At 67.2% G+C, this 21,842-nt stretch carries 20 protein-coding genes; 11 read left to right on the top strand and 9 right to left on the bottom strand.

Annotated features, from left to right (window positions below; all coding sequences use genetic code 11):
- The first annotated feature begins 68 nt into the window (after window positions 1-68).
- Both GV068_RS09800 and GV068_RS09795 read left to right on the top strand, forming a co-directional pair.
- Entirely contained in the window at window positions 69-1,697 is a 1,629-nt protein-coding gene (locus tag GV068_RS09800; RefSeq protein WP_159697141.1) for an NAD(P)/FAD-dependent oxidoreductase, read from the top strand.
- An 89-nt stretch (window positions 1,698-1,786) separates the two neighbouring features.
- Window positions 1,787-1,987: a hypothetical protein gene (locus GV068_RS09795; RefSeq protein WP_159697140.1), complete on the top strand. Its 201-nt coding sequence runs from the start codon at window positions 1,787-1,789 to the stop codon at window positions 1,985-1,987.
- Here the strand turns inward: GV068_RS09795 and GV068_RS09790 are convergent.
- On the bottom strand, window positions 1,984-2,952 hold the full coding sequence (locus tag GV068_RS09790; RefSeq protein WP_159697139.1) for an AraC family transcriptional regulator: 969 nt from the start codon (window positions 2,950-2,952) through the stop codon (window positions 1,984-1,986). The genes GV068_RS09795 and GV068_RS09790 overlap by 4 nt on opposite strands.
- 229 nt (window positions 2,953-3,181) lie before the next feature.
- Here GV068_RS09790 and GV068_RS09785 point away from each other — a divergent pair, with 229 nt between their 5' ends.
- Window positions 3,182-3,682: a PEP-CTERM sorting domain-containing protein gene (locus GV068_RS09785; RefSeq protein WP_159697138.1), complete on the top strand. Its 501-nt coding sequence runs from the start codon at window positions 3,182-3,184 to the stop codon at window positions 3,680-3,682.
- Here GV068_RS09785 and GV068_RS09780 read toward each other — a convergent pair.
- Window positions 3,679-4,881 (bottom strand): family 1 glycosylhydrolase, encoded by a 1,203-nt coding sequence (locus tag GV068_RS09780; RefSeq protein ID WP_159697137.1) that lies wholly within the window; start codon window positions 4,879-4,881, stop codon window positions 3,679-3,681. The genes GV068_RS09785 and GV068_RS09780 overlap by 4 nt on opposite strands.
- Before the next feature lie 182 nt (window positions 4,882-5,063).
- Here GV068_RS09780 and GV068_RS09775 point away from each other — a divergent pair, with 182 nt between their 5' ends.
- Together GV068_RS09775 and GV068_RS09770 are read left to right on the top strand one after the other, a co-directional pair.
- A complete protein-coding gene (locus tag GV068_RS09775; RefSeq protein WP_159697136.1) occupies window positions 5,064-5,933 on the top strand; it encodes an SMP-30/gluconolactonase/LRE family protein in 870 nt (289 codons plus the stop codon).
- Window positions 5,934-6,107: 174 nt separating this feature from the next.
- Window positions 6,108-6,254, top strand: coding sequence for a hypothetical protein (locus GV068_RS09770; RefSeq protein WP_159697135.1), 147 nt, complete (start codon window positions 6,108-6,110; stop codon window positions 6,252-6,254).
- A gap of 63 nt (window positions 6,255-6,317) precedes the next feature.
- On the opposite strand, the gene GV068_RS09765 is transcribed toward GV068_RS09770, so the two are convergent.
- A complete protein-coding gene (locus GV068_RS09765) occupies window positions 6,318-6,845 on the bottom strand; it encodes a hypothetical protein (protein WP_159697134.1) in 528 nt (175 codons plus the stop codon).
- A gap of 36 nt (window positions 6,846-6,881) precedes the next feature.
- Between GV068_RS09765 and GV068_RS09760 the strand changes: the two genes are divergently transcribed.
- The 4 genes from GV068_RS09760 to GV068_RS09745 all read left to right on the top strand — a co-directional run bounded on the left by GV068_RS09760 (window position 6,882) and on the right by GV068_RS09745 (window position 13,397).
- On the top strand, window positions 6,882-8,327 hold the full coding sequence (locus GV068_RS09760) for an NAD-dependent succinate-semialdehyde dehydrogenase (RefSeq protein WP_159697133.1): 1,446 nt from the start codon (window positions 6,882-6,884) through the stop codon (window positions 8,325-8,327).
- 131 nt (window positions 8,328-8,458) lie between these two features.
- Window positions 8,459-9,775 carry an MFS transporter gene (locus GV068_RS09755; protein ID WP_159697132.1) on the top strand — a complete coding sequence of 439 codons (1,317 nt, stop codon included), beginning with the start codon at window positions 8,459-8,461 and terminating at the stop codon, window positions 9,773-9,775.
- Window positions 9,776-9,859: 84 nt separating this feature from the next.
- Window positions 9,860-11,074: a YeeE/YedE family protein gene (locus tag GV068_RS09750; RefSeq protein WP_159697131.1), complete on the top strand. Its 1,215-nt coding sequence runs from the start codon at window positions 9,860-9,862 to the stop codon at window positions 11,072-11,074.
- 91 nt (window positions 11,075-11,165) lie between these two features.
- Window positions 11,166-13,397 (top strand): glycoside hydrolase family 3 N-terminal domain-containing protein, encoded by a 2,232-nt coding sequence (locus GV068_RS09745; protein WP_159697130.1) that lies wholly within the window; start codon window positions 11,166-11,168, stop codon window positions 13,395-13,397.
- Window positions 13,398-13,461: 64 nt separating this feature from the next.
- On the opposite strand, the gene GV068_RS09740 is transcribed toward GV068_RS09745, so the two are convergent.
- Both GV068_RS09740 and GV068_RS09735 read right to left on the bottom strand, forming a co-directional pair.
- Window positions 13,462-14,118 (bottom strand): trimeric intracellular cation channel family protein, encoded by a 657-nt coding sequence (locus tag GV068_RS09740; RefSeq protein WP_229463974.1) that lies wholly within the window; start codon window positions 14,116-14,118, stop codon window positions 13,462-13,464.
- 118 nt (window positions 14,119-14,236) lie between these two features.
- Window positions 14,237-15,337, bottom strand: a complete 1,101-nt coding sequence (locus GV068_RS09735) for an alpha/beta hydrolase (RefSeq protein WP_229463972.1) — start codon at window positions 15,335-15,337, stop codon at window positions 14,237-14,239.
- 140 nt (window positions 15,338-15,477) lie between these two features.
- On the opposite strand from GV068_RS09735, the gene GV068_RS09730 reads away from it, so the two are divergent.
- A complete protein-coding gene (locus GV068_RS09730) occupies window positions 15,478-15,897 on the top strand; it encodes a DUF2784 domain-containing protein (protein ID WP_159697128.1) in 420 nt (139 codons plus the stop codon).
- Here GV068_RS09730 and zwf read toward each other — a convergent pair.
- Window positions 15,822-17,288: a glucose-6-phosphate dehydrogenase gene (gene zwf / locus GV068_RS09725; RefSeq protein ID WP_159697127.1), complete on the bottom strand. Its 1,467-nt coding sequence runs from the start codon at window positions 17,286-17,288 to the stop codon at window positions 15,822-15,824. The two genes, GV068_RS09730 and zwf, sit on opposite strands and share 76 nt — an antisense overlap.
- 340 nt (window positions 17,289-17,628) lie before the next feature.
- On the opposite strand from zwf, the gene GV068_RS09720 reads away from it, so the two are divergent.
- Entirely contained in the window at window positions 17,629-18,741 is a 1,113-nt protein-coding gene (locus GV068_RS09720) for an MBL fold metallo-hydrolase (protein ID WP_159697126.1), read from the top strand.
- A gap of 3 nt (window positions 18,742-18,744) precedes the next feature.
- Here GV068_RS09720 and GV068_RS09715 read toward each other — a convergent pair whose 3' ends face one another.
- The 3 genes from GV068_RS09715 to GV068_RS09705 form a co-directional block, all read right to left on the bottom strand.
- Window positions 18,745-19,338 (bottom strand): cyclopropane-fatty-acyl-phospholipid synthase family protein, encoded by a 594-nt coding sequence (locus GV068_RS09715; protein WP_159697125.1) that lies wholly within the window; start codon window positions 19,336-19,338, stop codon window positions 18,745-18,747.
- Between the two features lie 37 nt (window positions 19,339-19,375).
- Window positions 19,376-20,770, bottom strand: coding sequence for an APC family permease (locus GV068_RS09710; RefSeq protein WP_159697124.1), 1,395 nt, complete (start codon window positions 20,768-20,770; stop codon window positions 19,376-19,378).
- Window positions 20,771-20,921: 151 nt separating this feature from the next.
- Complete coding sequence (locus tag GV068_RS09705) at window positions 20,922-21,815, bottom strand: alpha/beta fold hydrolase (protein ID WP_159697123.1); 894 nt, start codon at window positions 21,813-21,815, stop codon at window positions 20,922-20,924.
- Window positions 21,816-21,842 lie beyond the last annotated feature (27 nt).

Here is a 21,842-nt window from a genome sequence, read left to right as displayed (position 1 = left end):
CGATTCGACGAGGTGCGCGCGCCCGCGCCCATGGGCCATAATGGTCGCGTTATCCGGGGAGACGGCAGATGCGCGACGCGATCATCATCGGTGGTGGCCACAACGGCCTGGTATGCGCTTTTTACCTGGCCCGTGCGGGCCTGAAGGTCACGGTGCTGGAACGGCGCGGCGTGGTCGGCGGGGCCGCCGTCACCGAAGAATTCCACCCGGGCTTTCGCAATTCGGTCGCCGCCTATACGGTCTCCCTGCTCAATCCCCGGGTGATCCAGGACATGAACCTGGCCGGGCACGGCCTGCGGGTGGTCGAGCGGCCGCTGTCCAACTTCCTCCCCTTCGACGACGGCTACCTGAAGCTCGGCGCCGGCAAGACGGCGCGGGAAGTGGCGAAATTCTCGCAGCGCGACGCCGAGCGCCTGGAGGACTACGGGCGCCACCTCGACAGTGCCGCCGACCTGCTGCGCGAGCTGGTGCTGCAGACCCCGCCCAACCGGGTGCAGGGCAGCTGGCTCACGGCGCTGCCCGAACTGCTCAAGGCCGGCCGGCTCGGCAAGCGCATGTCGGGCTTGTCCCTGTCCAGCCAGCGCGAATTGCTCGACCTGTTCACCAAGTCAGCCGGCGACTACCTGGACGGCTGGTTCGAGAGCGCGCCGATCAAGGCCGCCTACGGTTTCGACAGCGTGGTCGGCAACTACGCCAGCCCGTACACGCCGGGCTCGGCCTACGTGCTGCTGCACCACGTGTTCGGCGAAGTCAACGGAAAGAAGGGCGCCTGGGGCCATGCCATCGGCGGCATGGGCGCGATCACCCAGGCGATGGCGAAGGCGGCCCAGGCGCAGGGCGTGGAAATCCGCACCGGCTGCGCGGTCGATGAAGTCCTGCTCGACAAGGGCCGGGCGAGCGGCGTGGTGGTGGCGGGCGGCGAACGCATGGATGCGCGCGTGGTGGTGTCGAACCTGAACCCGCGCCTGCTCTACACCCGCCTGGTCGACCCTGGCGCGCTGCCCGCGGATTTCCTGCGCCGCATGCAGGCCTGGCGCTGCGGCTCCGGCACCTTCCGCATGAACGTGGCGCTGGCCGAGCTCCCGGACTTCAGCTGCCTGCCGGGCAAAGTGGCGGCCGAGCACCACGGCAGCGGCATCATCATCGCCCCCAGCCTGCAATACATGGAACGCGCCTACCATGACGCGCGCGCACTGGGCTGGTCGCGCGACCCGATCGTCGAGCTCCTGATTCCCTCGACCCTGGACCCGGGCCTGGCCCCGCCGGGCCAGCACGTGGCCAGCCTGTTCTGCCAGCACGTGGCGCCCGAGCTGCCGGACGGCGCGAGCTGGGACGCGCACCGCGATGAGGTGGCCGACCTGATGATCGCCACCGTCGACCGCTACGCGCCCAACTTCAAGCGCTCGGTGCTGGGCCGGCAGATCATGAGCCCGCTCGACCTGGAACGCACCTTCGGCCTGGTCGGCGGCGACATCTTCCACGGCGCGCTCGGCCTCGACCAGCTGTTTGCGGCGCGTCCGATGCTGGGCCACGCGGACTACCGCGGCCCGGTGGCCGGCCTGTACACCTGCGGCTCCGGCACGCATCCCGGCGGCGGCGTGACCGGGGCGCCGGGCCACAATGCGGCGCGCGAGGTGCTGCGCGATTTCGCCAGGCGGCGCGTGGGGCGCGAACCGGCCGTCGGCCAGGGTGTGTGAGGCCGCGCACAACTGCGCATTGCTGCATTTGCAGGCGTCCTGATCGAAGAGTATGCTGGACCTACAACATACATATAGCGGAGACAATCATGAAATTCCGACTCGCCTCGCCGCATCTGGCCGAACGGTTCCATGGTCCCATGCGTTTCGGCCGCCGCTGGCGCGGCCATGAGCTGCCGCTGCGCCTCGTCCAGCTGGCGCTCCTCGTCGTGCTGGGCGGGATCTGCGCCAAGCTGATCGCCGAAGGCGTCGCCTTCGTCGTTCACTCCATCGCCGGGCTTATCTCCTAGCCCGGGCCGGAGGGGGCGCTTTTGTCGCGCTTTCCGTGCAGCGACAGCCGCCGGTATTCGCCGGGTGCGACCCGCATGACCCGCTTGAACGCCTTCTGGAAGGCCGCCGTGCTGTCGTAGCCGATCCGCTCGCTGATCGCCTCCATCGAGCGCGAGGTATGGCGTAGCTCGCCGGCGGCGACATACATGCGCCAGCGCGTCAGGTACTGCAAGGCCGATTCGCCGGTCACCTGCCTGAAACGCAAGGCGAATGCGGTACGGCTCATTGCCGCCACCTTCGCCAGCTCGTCCAGCGTCCAGTCGCGCTCGGGCTGTGCGTGCATCCCTTCGATCGCCGGGGCCAGCCGGCTATCGGCGATGCCGCGCAGCCAGACCGGCGCATCGGCGGGCCAGGACGCGATGAACACGCGGATCGCCTGCACCAGCAGCATGTTCGACAAGTGGCGCAGTACCGCGCTCGAGCCGGCCTGGTGAGCCGCGATTTCGTCCTGCATGAGTGCCAGGCTCGGCACGATCCAGCGCTGCATCCCGGGCAGGTCGCGCTTGAGGTGGACCACGTCCGGCAGCGCTGCCAGCACGGGGTGAACGATCACGTCCTCGGTCCAGAATGCGGCGCCCGTCAACACGGTCGATCCGGGGCGCTTGCGGTCGCGGTAGGCGATGCGCGCGCCCTTCAGTTCGGCCTTGCGGACCGCCTCCTCGAGGGACACCGTGTCCGCATCCTCGTCCGACAGCCAGTGCGATTCGCCGGCCCGCGGCGGGATCGCCATGTCGCCGTCTTCAAGCAGGATGTCCGGCGTGCCGGGACGGCGCAACAGGCAGGGAGCGCCGTTGACCAGGACGAACGCGGCGCGGTGCCTGCTTTTCGCGGAGACACCCCAGCGCTGCGGCATCTCCATCACGAAATGCGCAAAGGTGGTGATCTGGATGCTCTGGTAGATGTCTGCCAGGACGTCGGTCGTCATGCTTGCAAAAGTGGATATCGACGCGGCAGTGTACGCCACCCGGCCCAGCCCGCGCCCGGCATTGAACGTTTGGACATAAAAAATGAGCGCACGGACATTAACTAAATTGCATGTGCCGGTGAGAATGCCTTGTCTGCCGTGCAGCCGATCGCGTCACAGGGCGCCATCGGCGCAGGCAGCTCACCGTCAACCGTCAAAGGCCAGCCCGCTGGCTCGCTCTGGAGAAGAAATGAAACTGAACAAGAGATTAGTAGCGCTGGCCAGCGCCGTGCTGGTCGCCGCCACGCCTGTCGTCGCGCAGGCCGGCATCATCGTCGTCGACTTCGAATTCCGCTTCGTCTCAGCGGGAAGCAAGGGGTCGTTCAGCGCCGACGACCGGAATAAGGACCAGTTCATCACCCTTGACGAGGTGACGGCTTTCTCCGAAGACTACTTCTACAGACAGACGCCGCTGGAAAACCTGAATGGTTTCGGCAGCTTCGACATCGCCAATAACGTCTGGACGCCGGATGCGCCTTCGGGCTACCCGCAATGGACCGCTTGGTTTGCCTGGACGGGCAATGGTGTGCAGAGTTTCGTCGGCCCCGAGCCTTCCTATGCCTTCGACATGCAGACCCGCATCGTCCGCAACGACACCGGACCGCAGGCGGTGCCGGAACCGGGCACGCTGTCGCTGTTCGGACTCGGCGTACTCGGCGCCACGACCCTGCGCCGCCGGCGCCGCGGCTAACGCAGGTACATGAGTTCATTCCCGACCCGGTGCCGCCAGGTCCGGATCAGGTCGCGGTAGGCGAGGCCCACCGGCCGCACGCGCCGTTCCAGGTCGCACAGGCCGTACTGGTTGATGTTGCCCGCGTCCGCGGTCAGCGCGCTGTCCCAGTCGACCTGGTCGACCAGGCTGTACCAGGTAAAGCCGAGGATCGGCACGCCGTCCGATTTCAGGCGCACCAGGTTCGACCACTGCTTTTCCAGCCACGCGGGCGCATCCTTCTCGCCGGTACCGGCATCGCGGTTGTTGGTCTCGGTGTGCATCACCGGAATCCGGTAGCGGTGGTAGTACTGCTGCGTGATCACGTAGTAGCCGAACAGCTCGCAGCTCGAGGTCGAACCGTCCGGATGGATCACGTGCTCGTTGGTGGCGTAGTAGTCGTTCCCCATGATGCAGACCGGCTTGACGCTGCGGTTCAGGAAGAAGTGGTAATCCTTGCGCGCCATGCCGTGGTCCATCAGGTATTCGTACATTCTGCCGCTGACGTCGTGGCCGTAGGTCAGGTCCAGGGCCAGGAAGCGCAGTTCGTTCATGTGGCGCGCTGGCTCGGTGGCATCGGGTCCGCTCGGGTGGAAGTATTCCGAGGATTCGCTCTGGATGAACTTGGCGTCCGGCCGCACCATCATGATCGCTTCGGTTGCCAGGATGTTCGCGCGCGCCAGGTTGCGGATCGCCGTGACGAAGGCGCGGTCCGAGCGCAGGCGCTCGTTCCACATGCCTTCGTGGGCCGAAAACTTGGCGGTGATGTAGATCTCGTTGATCGGCGTGTACAGGTCGACCCAGGGATAGCGGCGCGCGAAGGCGTCGGCGTATTCCGTGAACCAGGTCGGGAACTCGGGATTCTGGAAGTCGCCCAGCCAGTCGGGCAGGCCGAAATGGCACAGGTCGACGATCGGGCGGATCCCGCGGCGCCGGATCTCGGCGAAGACCTCGTCGGTGAAGTCCCAGTCGTAGCGGCCGGGCCCCAGGTGGACCCGGTACCAGGGCGGCCCATAGCGCAGGGCATCGATACCGAGTTCGCTGACCAGGGCCAGGTCTTCCTTCCAGTGCCGGTAATGGCCGGTCTTCTCCATTTCGTCGACCCGCAGCCGCGAGCCATTCGGCCCGGTGACGACCGGATAGCTGCCTTCGATCCCGGTCGCGAACAGGAAGTTCTGCATGGTGCTTTCCTTTTCTCCGGCTGGCCCTTAGCGCGAACCGGCCGATTCATCGTCCTCCCAAAGTCCAGGCGCTGCAAGCGCCAAGTGAAGGCAGCGGCGCCATTTCGGCATCCGCGCAACGGTGGGCGGTGCGTGTCATCTTGTATAGTCACGGGCATGCGAACCAACGATACAAGGAAACGATGACGACACCCGAATGCATCTGGGACCTGAAGGCGCAGCTGGGCGAGGGCGCGCTGTGGCATGCGGCCACGCGCTCGGTCTACAGCGTCGACATCAAGGGCCGCCGCATCCACCGCTGCGACGAACATGGCGGCGCACGCACCAGCTGGGACGCGCCGGGCCAGCCCGGCTTCGTGGTGCCGGCCGCGAACGGCGGCCTGGTGTGCGCGCTGGAAGACGGCCTGTACCGGATGGACGAGGCCAGCGGCGACTTCACGCCGCTGCTCAAGGTCGAGCACGACCTGCCCGGCAACCGCTTCAACGACGGCCACGTCGACGCCGGCGGCAACCTGTGGTTCGGCTCAATGGACGATGGCCAGGTCCAGGCCACGGGCGCGCTGTACCGGCTCGACCGCGATAAGCGCCTGGCGCGCGCCGACGCCGGCTACCTCATCACCAACGGTCCTGCAATCAGTCCGGACGGCCGCACCCTGTACCACACCGACACGCCGCTGCGCCGCGTGTACGCCTTCGACCTGCAGCCGGATGGCGTGCTGACCAACAAGCGCGTGTTCCTCCAGCTGCCGGAAGGCAGCCGGCCGGACGGCATGGCGGTCGATTGCGAGGGACACCTGTGGATCGCGCTGTTCGGCGCCGGGCGCATCGAGCGCTATACCGCCGGCGGGCGGCTGGTGGGAGAGGTGCACTTCCCGTGCACGAACATTACCAAGCTGGCTTTCGGTGGCGACGACCTGCGCACCGCCTATGTCACCACGGCCTGGAAGGGCTTGAGTCCGGCGCAGCGCGACGAGCAGCCGCTGGCGGGCGGGCTGTTCGCCTTCCGGGTGGATATCCCGGGACTGCCGCACCAGGTCTTCGCCCTGGACTAAGCAGTTATCTGTTGGCGGCGCCCTGGATATATTGCTCAGTGATAACTGTTCGGCGGTGATGTTTCGAGATATTTCGAGGCGTTATGGGTGAAATCTGAAAACGCAATTGGATTTATGTCTCGCGTAAGCCTAAGCTGTGTTCATTGCTCACCGCACCAAGACAAAGGAAAGAACATGAACACCGCCACCGCCACCCTGTCTCTCCGCCCAGAAGCCTCGACCAACTTCCGCGCGCTGGCCGCACGCATCGGCGCCGCACTGCGCCACGCGATCGCACTGTCGGGAGAAACCTACCTGGTCAAAGGGTCGCGCTATCTGTAAGCCGACCGGCTTCAGGCGATATCGAGAAAGCCCCTTTCGCAGGGGCTTTTTTTCGTCCCTAGGCTACAGGCGTATCGTGATTTCGATCTTTTCCAGCGCGATGCCCAGGGACTCGGCCAGCTTGCGCTTGGCCTCGGCAATCGCATTCGGCAGGCTGCCACCCTTGGCCTGCGCGGCATCGGCAGCCTGGGCGTAGGGGAGAGTGGTTTCCCGGAGCGTATCGGCTTGCGTGGCGAGCCGCCGCCAGCTCAGCGTGTCCGGATCCAGGTCCAGCCTGCGGAACAATTCATCCGTCTCAAGATAGGCGACCGGGAAGCGCTGCGCTTTGGCCAGCAGCTGCCAGGCGCCGGCGATGTCGAGCATCGCATAGCTGCGGAACTCAATCGTGATCCTGGCCGCGTGCGGCGAGGGCTTGGTACCGTGGATCTTCGTGATCAGGAAGGCCGCGCCATGCTCGAAGTCGGTCGCCGCCCATTGCTCGCGGCGGTTGCCTTGATCGCGCTGGCCCTGGCCTGCCGCTTTCCGCCGCGCAAATGAGCCGGCGCGTTCTGCGGGCGGCCTGCAGGAGCGCCGCAGACCGGTTATGATCATGATCTACGATTCACTCAATACAGGAACCGACGCTCCATGACGACTTCCAGCTACCCCGATACCCGCCTCCTGATCGCCAACGAGTGGCAAGACGCCACCGGCGGCAAGACGATCCCGGTCGTGAACCCGGCGACCGGCCAGCCGATCGGCACCGTGGCCCATGCCAGCATCGCCGACCTCGACCGCGCGCTGGCCGCGGCGCAAAAGGGCTTCGAAGCCTGGCGCGTGATCCCGGCCGCCGAGCGCGCCGCCACCATGCGCCGCGCCGCCAACCTGCTGCGCGAGCGCGCCGGCGACATCGCCCGCCTGCTGACCCAGGAGCAGGGCAAGCCGCTGGCCGAAGCCAAGATGGAAGCCATGGCCGGCGCCGAGATCATCGACTGGTTCGCCGCCGAAGGCATGCGCGTGTATGGCCGCATCGTCCCGTCGCGTAACCCGGCTGCCCAGCAGCTGGTGCTGAAGGAGCCGGTCGGCCCGGTCGCCGCCTTCACGCCATGGAACTTCCCGATCAACCAGATCGTGCGCAAGCTGGCCGCGGCCCTGGCCACCGGCTGCTCCTTCCTGGTCAAGGCGCCGGAAGAGACCCCGGCTTCGCCGGCGGCGCTGCTGCAGTGCTTCGTCGACGCCGGCGTGCCGCCCGGCGTGGTGGGCCTGGTGTTCGGCGATCCGGCCGAAATCTCCGGCTACCTGATCCCGCACCCGATCATCCGCAAGGTGACCTTCACCGGTTCGACCCCGGTCGGCAAGCAGCTGGCCGCCCTGGCCGGCGCCCACATGAAGCGCGCCACCATGGAGCTGGGCGGCCACGCTCCGGTGATCATCGCCGAGGACGCCGACGTCGCGCTGGCCGTGAAGGCCGCCGGCGCCGCCAAGTTCCGCAACGCGGGCCAGGTGTGCATCTCGCCGACCCGCTTCCTGGTGCATAACGCGATCAAGGACGAGTTCACCCGTGCGCTGGTAGCTCACGCTGAAGGCCTGAAGCTGGGTGACGGTCTGGCGGATGGCACCACCCTCGGCCCGCTGGCCAACGCGCGTCGCCTAAGCGCGATGGCCAAGGTGGTCGAGGATGCCCAGGCCAAGGGCGCAAAGCTCGCCACCGGCGGCCAGCGCGTCGGCGATTCGGGTAACTTCTTCGCGCCGACCATCCTGGCCGACGTGCCGCTGGAAGCCAGTGTATTCAACGACGAGCCCTTCGGTCCGGTCGCGGCGGTGCGCGGTTTCGACAGCCTGGAAGAAGCAATCCTCGAGGCCAACCGCCTGCCGTACGGTCTGGCCGGCTATGCCTTCACCCGTTCGATCAAGAACGCCCAGCTCCTGATGAACCGTGTGGAAGTCGGCATGCTGTGGATTAACCAGCCGGCCACCCCGAGCGCCGAGCTGCCATTCGGCGGCATCAAGGATTCGGGCTACGGTTCGGAAGGCGGTCCGGAAGCGCTGGAGTCCTACCTGAACACCAAGGCCGTGTCGATGGTCGGCGTGTAAGCCGAGCTTCCGTCCTGGCAGAGTGCCCGCTCAAGCAGCGGGCATTTTTTTTGCGCCTCTGTTTCCCATTGCACCGTCCGGCGCACGTCCTTACGGCACACTGGCATGAACTGCATGGTGGAGAAACGACGATGGCGGCATTGGGCGCGACAGTAGAGCAGGGCATTCAGGCGGCGGGCGTGGGCCGCTTCCAGTACCGCCTGTTCGCCATCTTCGGCCTGGTATGGATGGCCGACGCGATGCAGGTGCTGTCGATCGGCTTTTCCGCCCCCTCGATCGCGCAGACCTTCGGCGTGACGCTGCCGCGGGCGCTGGAGACCGGCACCTTCTTCTTCGTCGGCATGCTGGTAGGCGCCTTCGGTTTCGGCCGCCTGGCGGACCGGATCGGCAGGCGCCCGGTCCTGATGGCTGCAGTGGTGGTCGACGCCTGCTTCGGGGTGGCCTCGAGCTTCGCGCCGGACTTCACCTGGCTACTGGCGCTGCGCTTCCTGACCGGCATCGGCGTCGGCGGCACCCTGCCGGTCGACTACACCATGATGGCCGAATTCCTGCCGAGCGACCGGCGCGGGCGCTGGCTGGTGATGCTTGAATCGTTCTGGGCCGTCGGCACCATCGCGCTGGCGGTGCTGGCCCTGGTCGCCGTGAGCCGTGGCGCGGATGCCTGGCGCCTGATCTTTCTCGTGACCGGACTGCCGGCCCTGATCGGGGTCGTGCTGCGCCTGTATGTGCCGGAGTCGCCCATGTACCTGAACCGCGCTGGCCGCGCCGAGCAGGCGCGCAGCGTGCTCGAACGCGTGGCCCGCACCAATGGCCGGTCTGGCCCGATACCGCAGCTGGCGCCCGAGCAGCCGGCAGCACGCTCACTCGGTGCGCTGTTCGCGGGCGGCCTGCGGCGCCGCAGCCTGGCGCTGTTCGTGGCCTGGGGCCTGATCTCGATTGCCTATTACGGCGTGTTCGTCTACCTGCCGGTGCGCCTGTCCGGCGAAGGCTTCGCTTTCATGCGCGGCCAAGAATTCCTGATCGTGCTGGCGCTGGTGCAGCTGCCCGGCTTCGCCCTGTCGGCCTACGGGGTCGAGCGCTGGGGACGCAAGCCGACCCTGGTCGGCTTCCTGCTGCTGAGCGCCGCAGGCTGCATGGCGTACAGCCTGGGTAGCGCCACCTGGCTGGTGGTGGGCTCGACCCTGTTGATGAGCTTTGCATTACTCGGCACCTGGGGCGCGCTGTACGCCTTCACGCCCGAGGTCTACCCGACCGAGCTGCGCGCCAGCGGCATGGGCATGGCGGGGGCGGTGGCGCGCTTCGGCGGCCTGTTCGCCCCCAGCATCGTGGCGCCGGTGATGGCCAACCACTTCACGCTGGCGCTCGGGATGCTGGCGGCCTTCCTGGCGATCGGTGCGGCCGCGATCGGGCTGGTCGACGTCGAGTCGCGCAACCGCGCCCTCGACTAGATCCACACGCCAGCAAGCGACGCCTGCAACGCAAGGCAAAACGGGGGACAATGGCAGGCTCCGTCAATACCAGGTGGCCCTATCATGAATTCCGCAACCCTGCCGCTGGCGCGCCGCGCCGACATCAACCTCAAGCCCTTCTGGGTGTCGCTGGTCCTCATCCTGCTGGGCGCCTGGTATCTGGCGCAGGAAGTCGGGCCGCGCCAGTCCGCCCTGTTCGTGGTCGGCGCGCTGCTCGGCGTCTCGCTCTACCACGCTTCCTTCGGTTTCACGTCCGCCTGGCGCGTCTTCATCGCCGACGGGCGCGGGGCCGGACTGCGCGCGCAGATGCTGATGCTCGGCTTCGGCGTGCTGCTGTTCTTCCCGGTGCTTGCCAGCGGCACGCTGTTCGGCAACCCTGTCAGCGGCCTCGTGTCGCCGGCCGGGACCTCGGTGATCGTCGGGGCCTTCCTGTTTGGGGTCGGCATGCAGCTGGGCGGCGGCTGCGCTTCCGGCACCCTGTACACGGTCGGGGGCGGCAGCACCCGCATGGTGGTCACCCTGGTCGCCTTCATCGCCGGCTCGGTGATCGCCACCGCCCACATGCCGTTCTGGACTGCCCAACCGCAGCTCAAGCCGATGTCGCTGGTGAACGTGCTGGGACTGGTGCCTGCGCTGCTGCTGAACCTGGCGGTGTTCGCGCTGATCGCAGCCATTACGGTCGCGGTGGAAAAGCGCCGCCACGGCCGCCTCGTGAGCAGCGAAGTGCAGCAGGTAGAGGGCTCGCGCTGGCTGCACGGCCCTTGGCCGCTGCTGGCCGGCGCCATCGCCCTGGTGACTCTGAACTTCGCAACACTGGCGCTGGCCGGCCGTCCGTGGGGCGTGACCTCGGCTTTTGCGCTGTGGGGCGCCAAGGCCGCGTCCTTCATGGGCGTCGATATCGCCAGCTGGACCTACTGGTCGACCAAGTCGAACGCCGCCGCGCTGGCGGCGCCGGTCTCGCACGATGTGACTTCGGTGATGGACATCGGCATCGTGGTGGGCGCCATGCTGGCGGCGGCCCTGGCCGGGCGCTATGCGCCGGTCTGGCGGCTGCCGCTGCGTTCGGTCGCGGCGGCGGTGGTGGGAGGCCTGATGCTTGGGTATGGCGCGCGCCTGGCCTATGGCTGCAATATCGGCGCCTACTTCAGCGGTATCCTGTCCGGCAGCCTGCACGGCTGGCTGTGGCTGGTGGCGGCCTTCGCCGGGAACGTATTCGGCACGCGCCTGCGCCCCTGGTTCGGACTGGAAGTCGAGCGCCTCAAGACCACGGGCTGCTGATCACCTTGTAAAACGTTTAACCTCGCGTTATATTCCTGCTCAGTTAAGGCGGGAAGATCAAAGAGCGTAAACGTTTTCACAAGGGATCCGGATGAGACATGTATGGAGCGCCGCGGCGCTGGTGCTGGCGCTGGGCGCCGCACAGGTAGTGGCAGCCGAACCGGTCGATATCGAACAGCGCATCGACCGGCTGCTCGGCCAGATGACCCTGGACGAGAAGGTCGGCCAGCTCAATCAATTGTCGGGCAAGGAGTTCACAGGGCCGGCGACCGACAAGGTGCGCAGCATGGAGACCGAGATCCGCAATGGCCGGGTTGGCTCGATGCTGAATATCAAAGGGGTGGCCGACACCCGCCGGCTGCAGGCGCTGGCGCTGCAGTCGCGCCTCAAGATCCCGCTGCTGTTCGGTCTCGATGTCATCCACGGCTACCAGACGGTGTTCCCGGTGCCGCTAGGTGAATCGGCCTCCTGGGACCTGGAAGCGATCGAAGAATCGGCCCGCATCGCCGCGCGCGAGGCGGCGGCCTCCGGTATCCACTGGACCTTCGCGCCGATGGTGGACGTCGGCCGCGACCCGCGCTGGGGCCGCGTGATGGAAGGCGCCGGCGAGGACAGCTACCTCGGCACGCGCATCGCCGCCGCCCGCGTGCGCGGCTTCCAGGGCAGGCAGCTGGGCGGCGTGGAATCGGTGATGGCCACCGCGAAGCACTTCGCCACCTATGGCGCCGCGATCGCGGGCCGCGACTACAACGCGGTCGACATGAGCGATCATCTGCTGCACGAGACCTATCTGCCGCCGTTCAAGGCCGCACTGGATGCCGGCGCCGCCACCTTCATGAACGCTTTCAATACGCTCAACGGCATCCCGGCCACCGGACACGAAGGCCTGCAGCGCGACATCCTGAAAGGCGCCTGGGGCTTCAAGGGCTTCGTGGTCAGCGACTGGGGCTCGGTGCGCGAGATGGTGGTGCACGGCTACGCCAAGGACCTGCCGGACGCTGCGGCCAAGGCGCTGGTCGCCGGCAGCGACATGGACATGGAGAGCAATGCCTACGCGTCCTCGCTGGCGGCCCAGGTGAAGGCCGGAACGGTGCCGGTGGCCCTGGTCGACGATGCGGTGCGCCGGGTCTTGCGCAAGAAGTTCGAGCTCGGCCTGTTCGACGATCCCTACCGCTTCTCCGATCCGGCGCGCGAGCGCGCCGCCTTGTCGGACCCGCGCCACCGCCAGGCCGCGCGCCGCATCGCCGCCAGGTCGATCGTCCTGCTCAAGAACGAGAAGGGCGCGCTGCCGCTGCGCCGCGGCCTGGGCACCATCGCGGTGATCGGCCCGCTGGCCGACGCGCGCCGCGACCTCGAGGGCGGCTGGATCGTCAAATCCGATGCGGCCAATCTCGCCAGCCTGGTGGACGCGGTGCGCGAACAGGCCGGTCCGGGAACGCGGGTCAGCTACGCGCCGGGCTGCGACGTGGCCTGCCGCGACACCGCCGGTTTCAAGGCCGCGCTGGAGGCGGCCGCCAAGGCGGATGCCGTGGTGCTGGCCGTCGGGGAGAGCTGGGACATGTCGGGCGAGGCCAAGTCGCGCGCCGACATCGGGCTGCCGGGCCGCCAGGGCGAGCTGTTCGAGGCCCTGCGCGCGATCGGCAAGACCCCGGTGGTGGTCATGATGGCGGGACGCCCGATGATCTTCGAGAACGTGGCCGAGCAGGCCGACGCCATCCTGTACGCCTGGTTCCCGGGCAGCGAGGGTGGGCGCGCGATCGCGGACGTGCTGTTCGGCGCCGTGAACCCATCGGCCAAGCTGCCCATGAGCTTCCCGCGCAGCATGGGGCAGCTGCCGATCAGCTACCAGCAGTACGAGACCGGACGGCCGGTGCGCGACCTCAAGAACATCGTCTACAAGTCGGCCTACATCGATGCGCCCAACACCCCGCGCTACGCCTTCGGCCATGGCCTGAGCTACACGAAGTTCGCCTACAGCGACCTGCGCCTGTCCGCCGCCTCGATGACACCAAGTGGCAAGCTGACACTGTCGTTCACGCTGGCGAACACGGGCCCGATGGCCGGCGCCGAAGTGGTCCAGCTCTACCTGCGCGACCCAGTGGCGTCGGTGGTGCGGCCGGTCAAGGAGCTCAAGGGCTTCCAGCGCATCGAGCTGCAGCCGGGCCAGCAGCGTACCGTCAGCTTCACGATCGAGCGCGACACCCTGGCCTTCTTTAACCGAAAGCTTGAATGGACGGCCGAGGCGGGCCAGTTCGAGCTGATGGTGGGCAGCGCGTCGGACGATATCCGGCTGCGCCAGACGATCGTCCTGGACGCGCCCTGAGGGCTCAGCCACCGACCTGGATCAGGCGTGTCGATACCGTGGCCGGAATGATGCATGCGGCGAATCAGCGGAAGCCGCCGCGGTTCGGGTCCTTGTCCTCTTCCACGTGCTCCGGCGTGCGCGCGGTGGGCAGGTGCCAGCCGAAGCGGATTGCGGCCAGGCGCAGGCCGAAGCAAAGCGCTGCGCCGGCCAGTGCGGTGGCAGTAGTGGGCAGCTGCAGGGCGTCGCCGATCACGACCACGCTGGCGCCGGCCAGTGCGGCGAGGGCGTAGATATCGGAGCGGAACACGGCCGGCACGTCGTTCAGCAGCACGTCGCGCGCGACGCCGCCGCCGATCCCGGTCAGCATGCCGAGCAGCGCGGCCATCATCGGCTCCAGGCCGAACACCAGCGCCTTCTGGGCGCCGGCCACGCAGAACAGCGCCAGCCCGGCGCCGTCGAAGATCAGGACCGCGTTGCGCAGCCGGTTGATGACTGGGTACCAGAAGAAGATCACGAGGCCGGCCAGGATCGAGACGGCGAGGTAGCGCCAGTCGCTGATCGCGGCCGGTGGGGTAGCGCCGATCAGGAGGTCGCGGACGATGCCGCCCGAGTTGGCGGCAACGAAGGAGAGCACCAGCACGCCGAAGATGTCGAGCCGGCGGCGGGCGCCGGCGGTAGCGCCGGAGAGGGCAAACACGAAGGTGCCGATCAGGTCGAGCGTCAGCACCAGGGTTTTCATGGCAGCTCCCATGTCGAGAGCGAGTACGGCGAACACGATGTCTTGATTCCGGAGAGGTGAAACAATCCGGAATGGTAACGCACATGACGCCGCTTTGCCGGTACAGCCGGCGGCGGCTTCAGTCCCGTGCCTCTCCCAGCCAGCGGAAGATGGCCGGCCAGATGCGCGTGTGGGCGCTGTCGCCCACCAGTACGCCCACGTGCTGCAGGTTGACGCCGATGTCGCCGCCGTAGTGCAGCAGGCACTTGCGTTCGCTGGCGGCGGCTTCGTGGAAGGGCACCAGGGCCGCTTCCGGGATCACCTTGCTGCGCGGGTCCACCACGCTGACCAGCGGCGCGCGCAGGTCTTGCGGTCCGATGCGGCGTTCGCCGATCTGCAGCTGGCCCTGCATGAACTCGTCGTTGCGGTAGAGGCTTTCCACCAGTTCGGTGAACAGGCGTCCCGGCAGTGCGAATTCGTCGTGGGTCCAGCGTTCCACCCGCAGATGGGTGGCCATGGCCTGCGGATTGCCGAGCGAGAGCCAGCGGTCGGCCATGCGTTCCCACTGGAAGGCGGTCGGCTCGGCGATCGCGCTCATCAGGTTGAGGAAGGCGCCGGGCACCTGGCGGAAGCTGTCCGCCACCTCGCCCGCATGGGGCGTAGCCTTGACCAGCGGCCGGAAGCAGCAATGGCCTTGCTCGAAATGCAGGGGCGACTCGAGCAGGATCGTTGCGTTCACCTGCTCCGGGTGCAGGCAGCTGTAGATCGCCGCCAGGATGCCGCCCAGTGAATGGCCGGCGATGGTGAGCGTGGGCTTGCCGCTGTCGACCTCGATGGCGCGCTGGCAGGCGGACAGCAGGCGGTCGCCGTAGTCGCCGAGGCCGAAATCGTCGTCCTCGTCCGGCACCGGTGTCCATTCGGCCAGGTAGACGCGGTAACCCTGTTCCATCCAGCGCCGCACGACGCTGATCTGGGGCTCCAGGTCCCAGATGTAGGAACGCTTGATGGGCGCGGGAACCAGCAGCACGGCGGGACCGTCCGGCTGCTCGTCGCCGAAACGGCGCAGGTTCAGGCCCGGCTCGCTGTGCAGGACGGTGAAGGGGGTTTCCTGTGGGCCGTAACCGGCGCGCTCGAACAGCTTGCCGCGCGCCTGGCGGCTGCGGTCCATGTTCTTGAGGGCCATTGCTCCGAGCGAAGCAAACGAAGGCAAGGCAAATGCGGGAGGAATGGGTGCGTGCATGGCGGTCTCGTCGGGTTCAGAGACCCGCAACTTTACGCCGTGCGGACGGGGCCTTCAATCGCGCACGGTTCGAATGGCGGGGGCGTTTGCGGCGTATTAAACTTCCAAAACCAATTCGTTTCCCGAGAGACCGAAACAGCGTGGGCTATCGTTTCCTGGCGGATGCCGTGCTGCTCCTGCACCTCGGCTTCATCCTGTTCGTTGTGTTCGGCGCGCTGGCGGTCGCCCGCTGGCCGCGCCTGCTGCCGCTGCACCTGGCGGCTGCGGCCTGGGGCGTCGGGATCGAGCTGCTCGGCGCGATCTGTCCGCTCACCTATGTCGAAAACCACCTGCGCCTGCTGGCCGGCGGCGCGGGCTACAGCGGCGGCTTCATCGACCACTATCTGCTGCCGCTGATCTATCCCGGCGCGATGAGCCGCGGCCTGCAGTATGCGCTGGCAGCGGGGGTAGTCCTCATCAACGCCGGTCTGTACGCCCGAATCGTCTACTCGAACCAGGCGAAGCCGTCGCGCGCCAGCAGGGCGAAGGCTTCGGACGGCCCCCAGGAGCCGGCCGGGTAAGGGTGCGGCTTCTCGCCCAGCGTGCTCCAGCCCTCGATGATCGGATCTGCCCATTCCCATGCGGCTTCGAGTTCGTCGCGGCGCATGAAGTGGGTCAGGCGGCCGCGCACGACGTCGATCAGCAGGCGCTCGTAGGCTTCGGCGCGGCGCTGCTGGAATGCCGACTGCAGGTCGAGGTTGAGCGCCACCTGCTGCATCTGCATGCCGCTGCCGGGCTGCTTGGCCATGATCTGCAGCTTGATCGCTTCTTCCGGCTGCAGTTCGATGACGAGGCGGTTGGCGACGCCCCCCGGCATGTCCGGGAACAGCGGGAAGGGCGGATTGGCGAACTCGACCACGATCTTCGAGGAGCGGCGCTGCATGCGCTTGCCGGTGCGCAGGTAGAACGGCACCTTGGACCAGCGCCAGGTGTCGATGTGGGCGCGCAGGGCAACGAAAGTCTCGGTCTTGCTATCGGGCGGGACGTTCTTCTCTTCGTGGTAGCCGGCCACTTCCTGGTGACCGCTGACGCCGTGGGTATATTGCCCGCGCACTGTGTCGCGCGCGATGTCGGCCAGGCCGAAACGGCGCAGCGAGCGGATCACTTTCAGCTTTTCGTCGCGCACCGCGTCCGGGGACAGCGAGGTCGGCGGTTCCATGGCGACGATGCACAGCAGCTGCAGCAGGTGGTTCTGCACCATGTCGCGCATGGCGCCGGTGCCGTCGTAGAAGCCGGCGCGGCTGCCGACGCCCACTTCCTCGGCCACCGTGATCTGCACGCTCGAGATGTTCGGCGCGCGCCACAGCGGTTCCAGGATCGAGTTGCCGAAGCGCAGCACCATCAGGTTCTGCACGGTTTCCTTGCCCAGGTAGTGGTCGATGCGGTAGATCTGCGATTCGGCAAAGTGCTTGCCGACCGCTTCGTTGATTTCGATGGCGGAGTCGAGGTCTTGTCCCAGCGGCTTTTCCAGCACCACCCGGGCCTTGGGATCGACCAGGCCGGCCTCGGCCAGCTTGTCGCAGATGGTGGTGAACAGGGCCGGCGCGGTGGACAGGTAGAACACGCGCTGCGCGCCCGGGTTGGCCGCGCGGGCCAGGGCGCCGAAGTCGGGCGCCTGCTGGACGTCGAGGCGGACGTACTCGAGCAGCTGCACGAAGCCGTCCCAGGTTTTCTCGTTGAAGTTGTTGCTGGCAATGAAGGAGCGCGAATTCGCTTCGACATGGGCCAGGTAGGCTTCGCGGTCGAAGTCCTGGCGGCCGGTCGAGATGATGCGGGTCGGCGTCGGCAGGTTGCCGTGCAGGTAGGCCATGTACAGCGCCGGCAGCAGCTTGCGCATCGCCAGGTCGCCCATGCCGCCGAAAATGATCATGTCGAGGGGGAGACCGGTATCAGTGTCTGTCGAAGGAGTCATAGTGCGAGCTGGTAAAAAGCCATTCAGTTAAAAAAGGGGGCGCCACGGCGCCGGGGCCGGGCTGGTCCGCTGTCGCCGACCCTGATACGGTAGCAGAATGACAGCGGACATGCACGAAGCGTGCTGCTTGGTGTCCCGCTCGTGGCCGGACCCTGCCAGCGCGATGGCTGGGCCGCGTAGCTTACATCCCGGACAAGTTTTAGGAAATGACAAAGTAGCCATTCTTGCAAATAATATTTGCACAGGATGCCATTTATGCAAATATCCTTTGCATCGTGTCGGGCGGGCCGGGCGCTGCTGGACCGCGTTCTATACTGGCTTTTTCCACGCCAGTGTCCTCATGCTCAATTCCATCCGCCTTGCCTCCCTTGCCGCCGTCCTGCTGTTCGCAGGCTGCAGCAGCGTCAATCCCTATTACGACGCGAGCAAATCCCATCACCGGCCGCAAGGCTTTGCCAACAACTACCCGTCGAATCCCGCCTACCAGCGGCCGCAGGTCGGCTTCTTCGAGGGCTGGGCTGGCCGCATCCGGAACTGGACCTCGGACGGTTCCGAACGCGCGCCGCTGGCGCCGGTCGAGACCGTGCGACCGGACCTGGACTGGCTGCACCAGAACCGCAGCGAGCCTGCGCTGACGTGGATTGGCCACGCCAGCTTCCTGCTTCAGCCCGGCAATGGCCTGAACATCCTGACTGACCCGATATTCGACGACCGCGCCTCGCCGCTGAGCTTTGCCGGACCGAAGCGCCTGCAAGCGCCCGCCATTGCGCTGGCCGAACTGCCGCACATCGACGCCGTCCTGATCAGCCATTCGCATTACGACCACCTGTCGCTCGATTCCCTGCGCGCGCTGTACCGGCAGAAAGGCGGCGCGCCAATGCTGTATGCGCCGCTGGGCATCGACCTGTGGCTGGCCAGGCACGTGACGGACGGCGACACCTCGCGCATCGTGCGGCTCGACTGGTGGGACAAGGCGTCGCTGCGTGGCCTGGAGCTGCAGCTGCTGCCGGTGCAGCACTGGTCCTCGCGCTCGCTGTGGGACCGCAACGAGACCCTGTGGGGCGCCTGGGCCGTCACGAGCCCGGGCTTTTCCTTCTTCTTCTCGGGCGACCTCGGCTATTCGAAGGACATCCAGGACATCGCCGCGCGCTTCCCCGGCGGCTTTGACCTGGCCGCGATCGGCATCGGCGCCTACCAGCCGGTGTGGTACCGCAACTCCCACGTCAGCCCGGACGAGGCCGTTCGCATCCACCGCGAGCTGCGCGTGCGGCGCAGCATCGGCATGCACTGGGGTACTTTCCCGATGGGCCAGGAGCGGATCGACCAGGCGCCGCGCGACTTGGCCTCGGCGCGCCAGGCGCAGGGCGTGGCGGACGAGGCTTTCCGCGTGCTGCGCATCGGCGAGACCTACCGCGTGCCGCCGCGCGACAGTAGCCAGGGTGCGGCGCCCTGAGCCTCAGGTCTTCAGCGCCTTTTTATTAGCTTGCGTGATGGTCCAGAAATAAATGCTGCGGCCATCCACCTCGTCCTTCTTCTCGGGCGGCCATTCCGGCCCCATGTCGAAGGCATGCGACACCACGCGGGTGCCGACCTTGAGCTGCTGCCACAGGCGCGGACGCAGCTTGACGTTCACCGAGGGCAGCAGGTAGAGCGTCACCACCGTGGCGGGCGACACGTCGGCCTGGAACAGGTCGCCCACCTTGAAGTTCACGCGGTCGGACACACCGGCCTTCTTGGCGTTTTCCTGGGCTTCGGCGATGCGCACGGGGTTCAGGTCGATGCCAGTGCCGCGCGCGCCATGCGCCTTGGCGGCGGTGACGACGATGCGCCCGTCGCCGCATCCCAGGTCGTACAGCACGTCGTTCTTGCCGACCCGTCCCAGCTCGAGCATGCGGTCGACCACTTCCTGGGGCGTCGGGACATAGGGCACGTCGAGCCTGGACGGTTCGGCCAGTTCCTGGGCGAAGCTCGAGCGAACGGGCAGGATCAGCGAGCCCGCGGCAGCGGCGGCGGACAACAGCAGGGTACGGCGGCCTTGGTCGGTATTCATGTGCGCTCCTTGAAGGTGGAAGAACAACGCGTAGAGGCTAGGGGACGGACCGTTCCTTGCGGTCGAGGAAAAGCAGCAGGAGCGATCCGCTGGCGAGTACAGCAACCCCGATCCAGGCCGCGTTCAGCCCGCCGAGCGACTGGCTGTACACATAGGACAGGCTGGACCAGAGCATGTAGGCGCAACTGGCGCAAAAGAGCAGGGGCAGCAGGGGATACAGGGGCACGCGGAAGGGCCGCGGCAGGTCCGGCTCGCGCCGGCGCAGTACGAACAGCGACACGCCGCTGAGCAGGAAGAACAGCCAGAACACGGGCGCAGTGAATTCGACCATCGACTTGAATCCGCTGCCGAAGGCGACCCCGACCGCCACCAGCAGCAGCGCCGCGCCGCACTGGATCGACATCGCCGCCACCGGCGTGCCGCGTTCGCCATCCCAGCGTCCGAGCCGCCTGAGCGGCGGCCAGTCGCGTCCCATCGCATAGCCGGTGCGGGCGCCGACGATCATGGTCGCGTTGATCGAGGTCAGGGCCGAAATCGCCACCAGCAGGGAAATCACTTTCTCGCCGGATGCGCCGAACGCGAGCCCCATCACGTCCGCCGCCAGCGCCTCGGACTGGGCCATGCCCTGCATGCCGAGCGTTTGCAGGCAGGCCCAGGTGACCATCAGGTAGAGCACGGTAATGATCAGGATCGAGAAGGTCAGCGCCCGCACCATGGCAGCTGCGCCGCCGCGCACTTCGGCGCTGATGTAGGCGGCCTCGTTCCAGCCGCCGTAGGTGAGCAGCACGAACACCATGGCCAGGCCGAAGGAGACGGGCGCCGTCGTGACCGGCGCGGGCGCTTGCGCCGGGGCCGGATCGGTGAAGAAGGTCGCCGCCGCGGCCAGCAGCACCAGGCCGCCGATCTCGGCCAGGGTCAGCCACATCTGGGCGCCCGCCCCGGTGCGCAGGCCCTGCAGGTTGAGCAGCGCCAGGACAACGATCACGCCGGCGGCATACGCGGTCGCGCCCCAGCCCTCGGGCAGCATGCTGAGCGGTACGGCCTGCTGCATGTAATCGCCGAACACGAAGGCGAGGAGGGCGATCGAGCCAGTGGTGATCACCGCAAAGCGCGCCCAGCCGAAGAGAAATGCGGTAGCGCGGCCGTAGGCGCGGTGTAGGAAGTGGTAGTCGCCGCCAGGATGCGGGTAGGCCGTCGTCAGTTCGGAGTAGCACAGCGCGCCGACCAGGGAGATCAGGCCGCCCAGTATCCACATGGCGAACATCCAGTTCGCACTGCCGCTGAGCCCGGCGACGATGGAAGGGGATTTGAAGATGCCGGCGCCGATTACCACGCCAACGATAAGGGCAACTGCCTGCCGTAAATCCAGCACCCGACGCGGTGCATTGCCGTCGCCGGTCGATGCAAACAAGTCCTCGTCGGTGCGGTCCATATGGTGCCGATCAACGCTGCGGAGGGAACTTTGCCGGCGAGACGAACGCCAGCCCGGGAAGCATCGTGCACAGGGCCGTCAAGCCCTACGGCGAACGATTATAGGGAAGCGCTTTCGTGCGTGGCGCGCGCCTGAAACGCGCGCCATGGATTCAAGCGCGAAGGAAGGGCAGCGCCCGCGCCAGCAGTGCGCTTGGTGCTTCTTCCGGGATGTAGTGCCCGCAATCCAGGGCCTCGCCCTCGACCTGCGCCGCTACCTTGCGCCATTCGGCGAGCGGATCGAAGCAGCGGGCCACCACGCCCTGCGCGCCCCACAGCGCCAGCAGCGGCATATCGATGCGGCGGCCGGCGTCGCGGTCATGGCGGTCGTGTTCCAGGTCGATGCCTGCCGCCGCCCGGTAGTCTTCGCAGATGCCGTGGGCGGTTCCCGGCAGCGCCAGGCAACGCGCGTACTCGGCCAGCGCACGCGCGTCAAAAGGCGCGAGGCCCGCGCTGCGCCGCCCCATCACGTCGCGCAGATAGGCGCCGGGGTCGGCCTCGATCAGGCGTTCCGGCAGCGGCGCCGGCTGGATCAGGAAGAACCAGTGCCAGTAGGCGCGCGCGAACGCCTCTGTCGTCTTCTCGTACATGGCGAGGGTCGGCGCAATGTCGAGCAGCACCGCGCGCTCGACCGCCTGCGGATGGTCGGCCGCGAGGCGATGCGCCACGCGGGCGCCGCGGTCGTGCGCCATCACCCGGAAGCGCTCGAAGCCGAGCTGGCGCATCACCGCCAGCATGTCGGCCGCCATGCTGCGCTTGCTGTAGTTGCCGTGGTCCGCGCTGCCCTGCGGCTTGGACGAGTCGCCATAACCGCGCAGGTCGCAGGCCACCACCGTGAAGTGCTGCGCCAGCGTGGGCGCCAGCTTGTGCCAGATCGCGTGGGTCTGCGGGTGGCCGTGCAGCAGCAGGAGGGGCGGGCCGGCCCCACCGATCACTCCAGCAATCGTCACGCCCTCTTCGCTGGGAATGCGCAGCTGGCGAAAGCCGGGAAACAAAGCTTCTTGCATATCGATATCCAGAAAAACGGAATAAAA

Origin of the sequence: Massilia sp. 9I (genome assembly GCF_902506415.1) — a bacterium.
Classification (GTDB): Bacteria; Pseudomonadota; Gammaproteobacteria; order Burkholderiales; family Burkholderiaceae_D; genus Telluria.
This window is presented reverse-complemented; position numbering and strand designations above follow the sequence as displayed.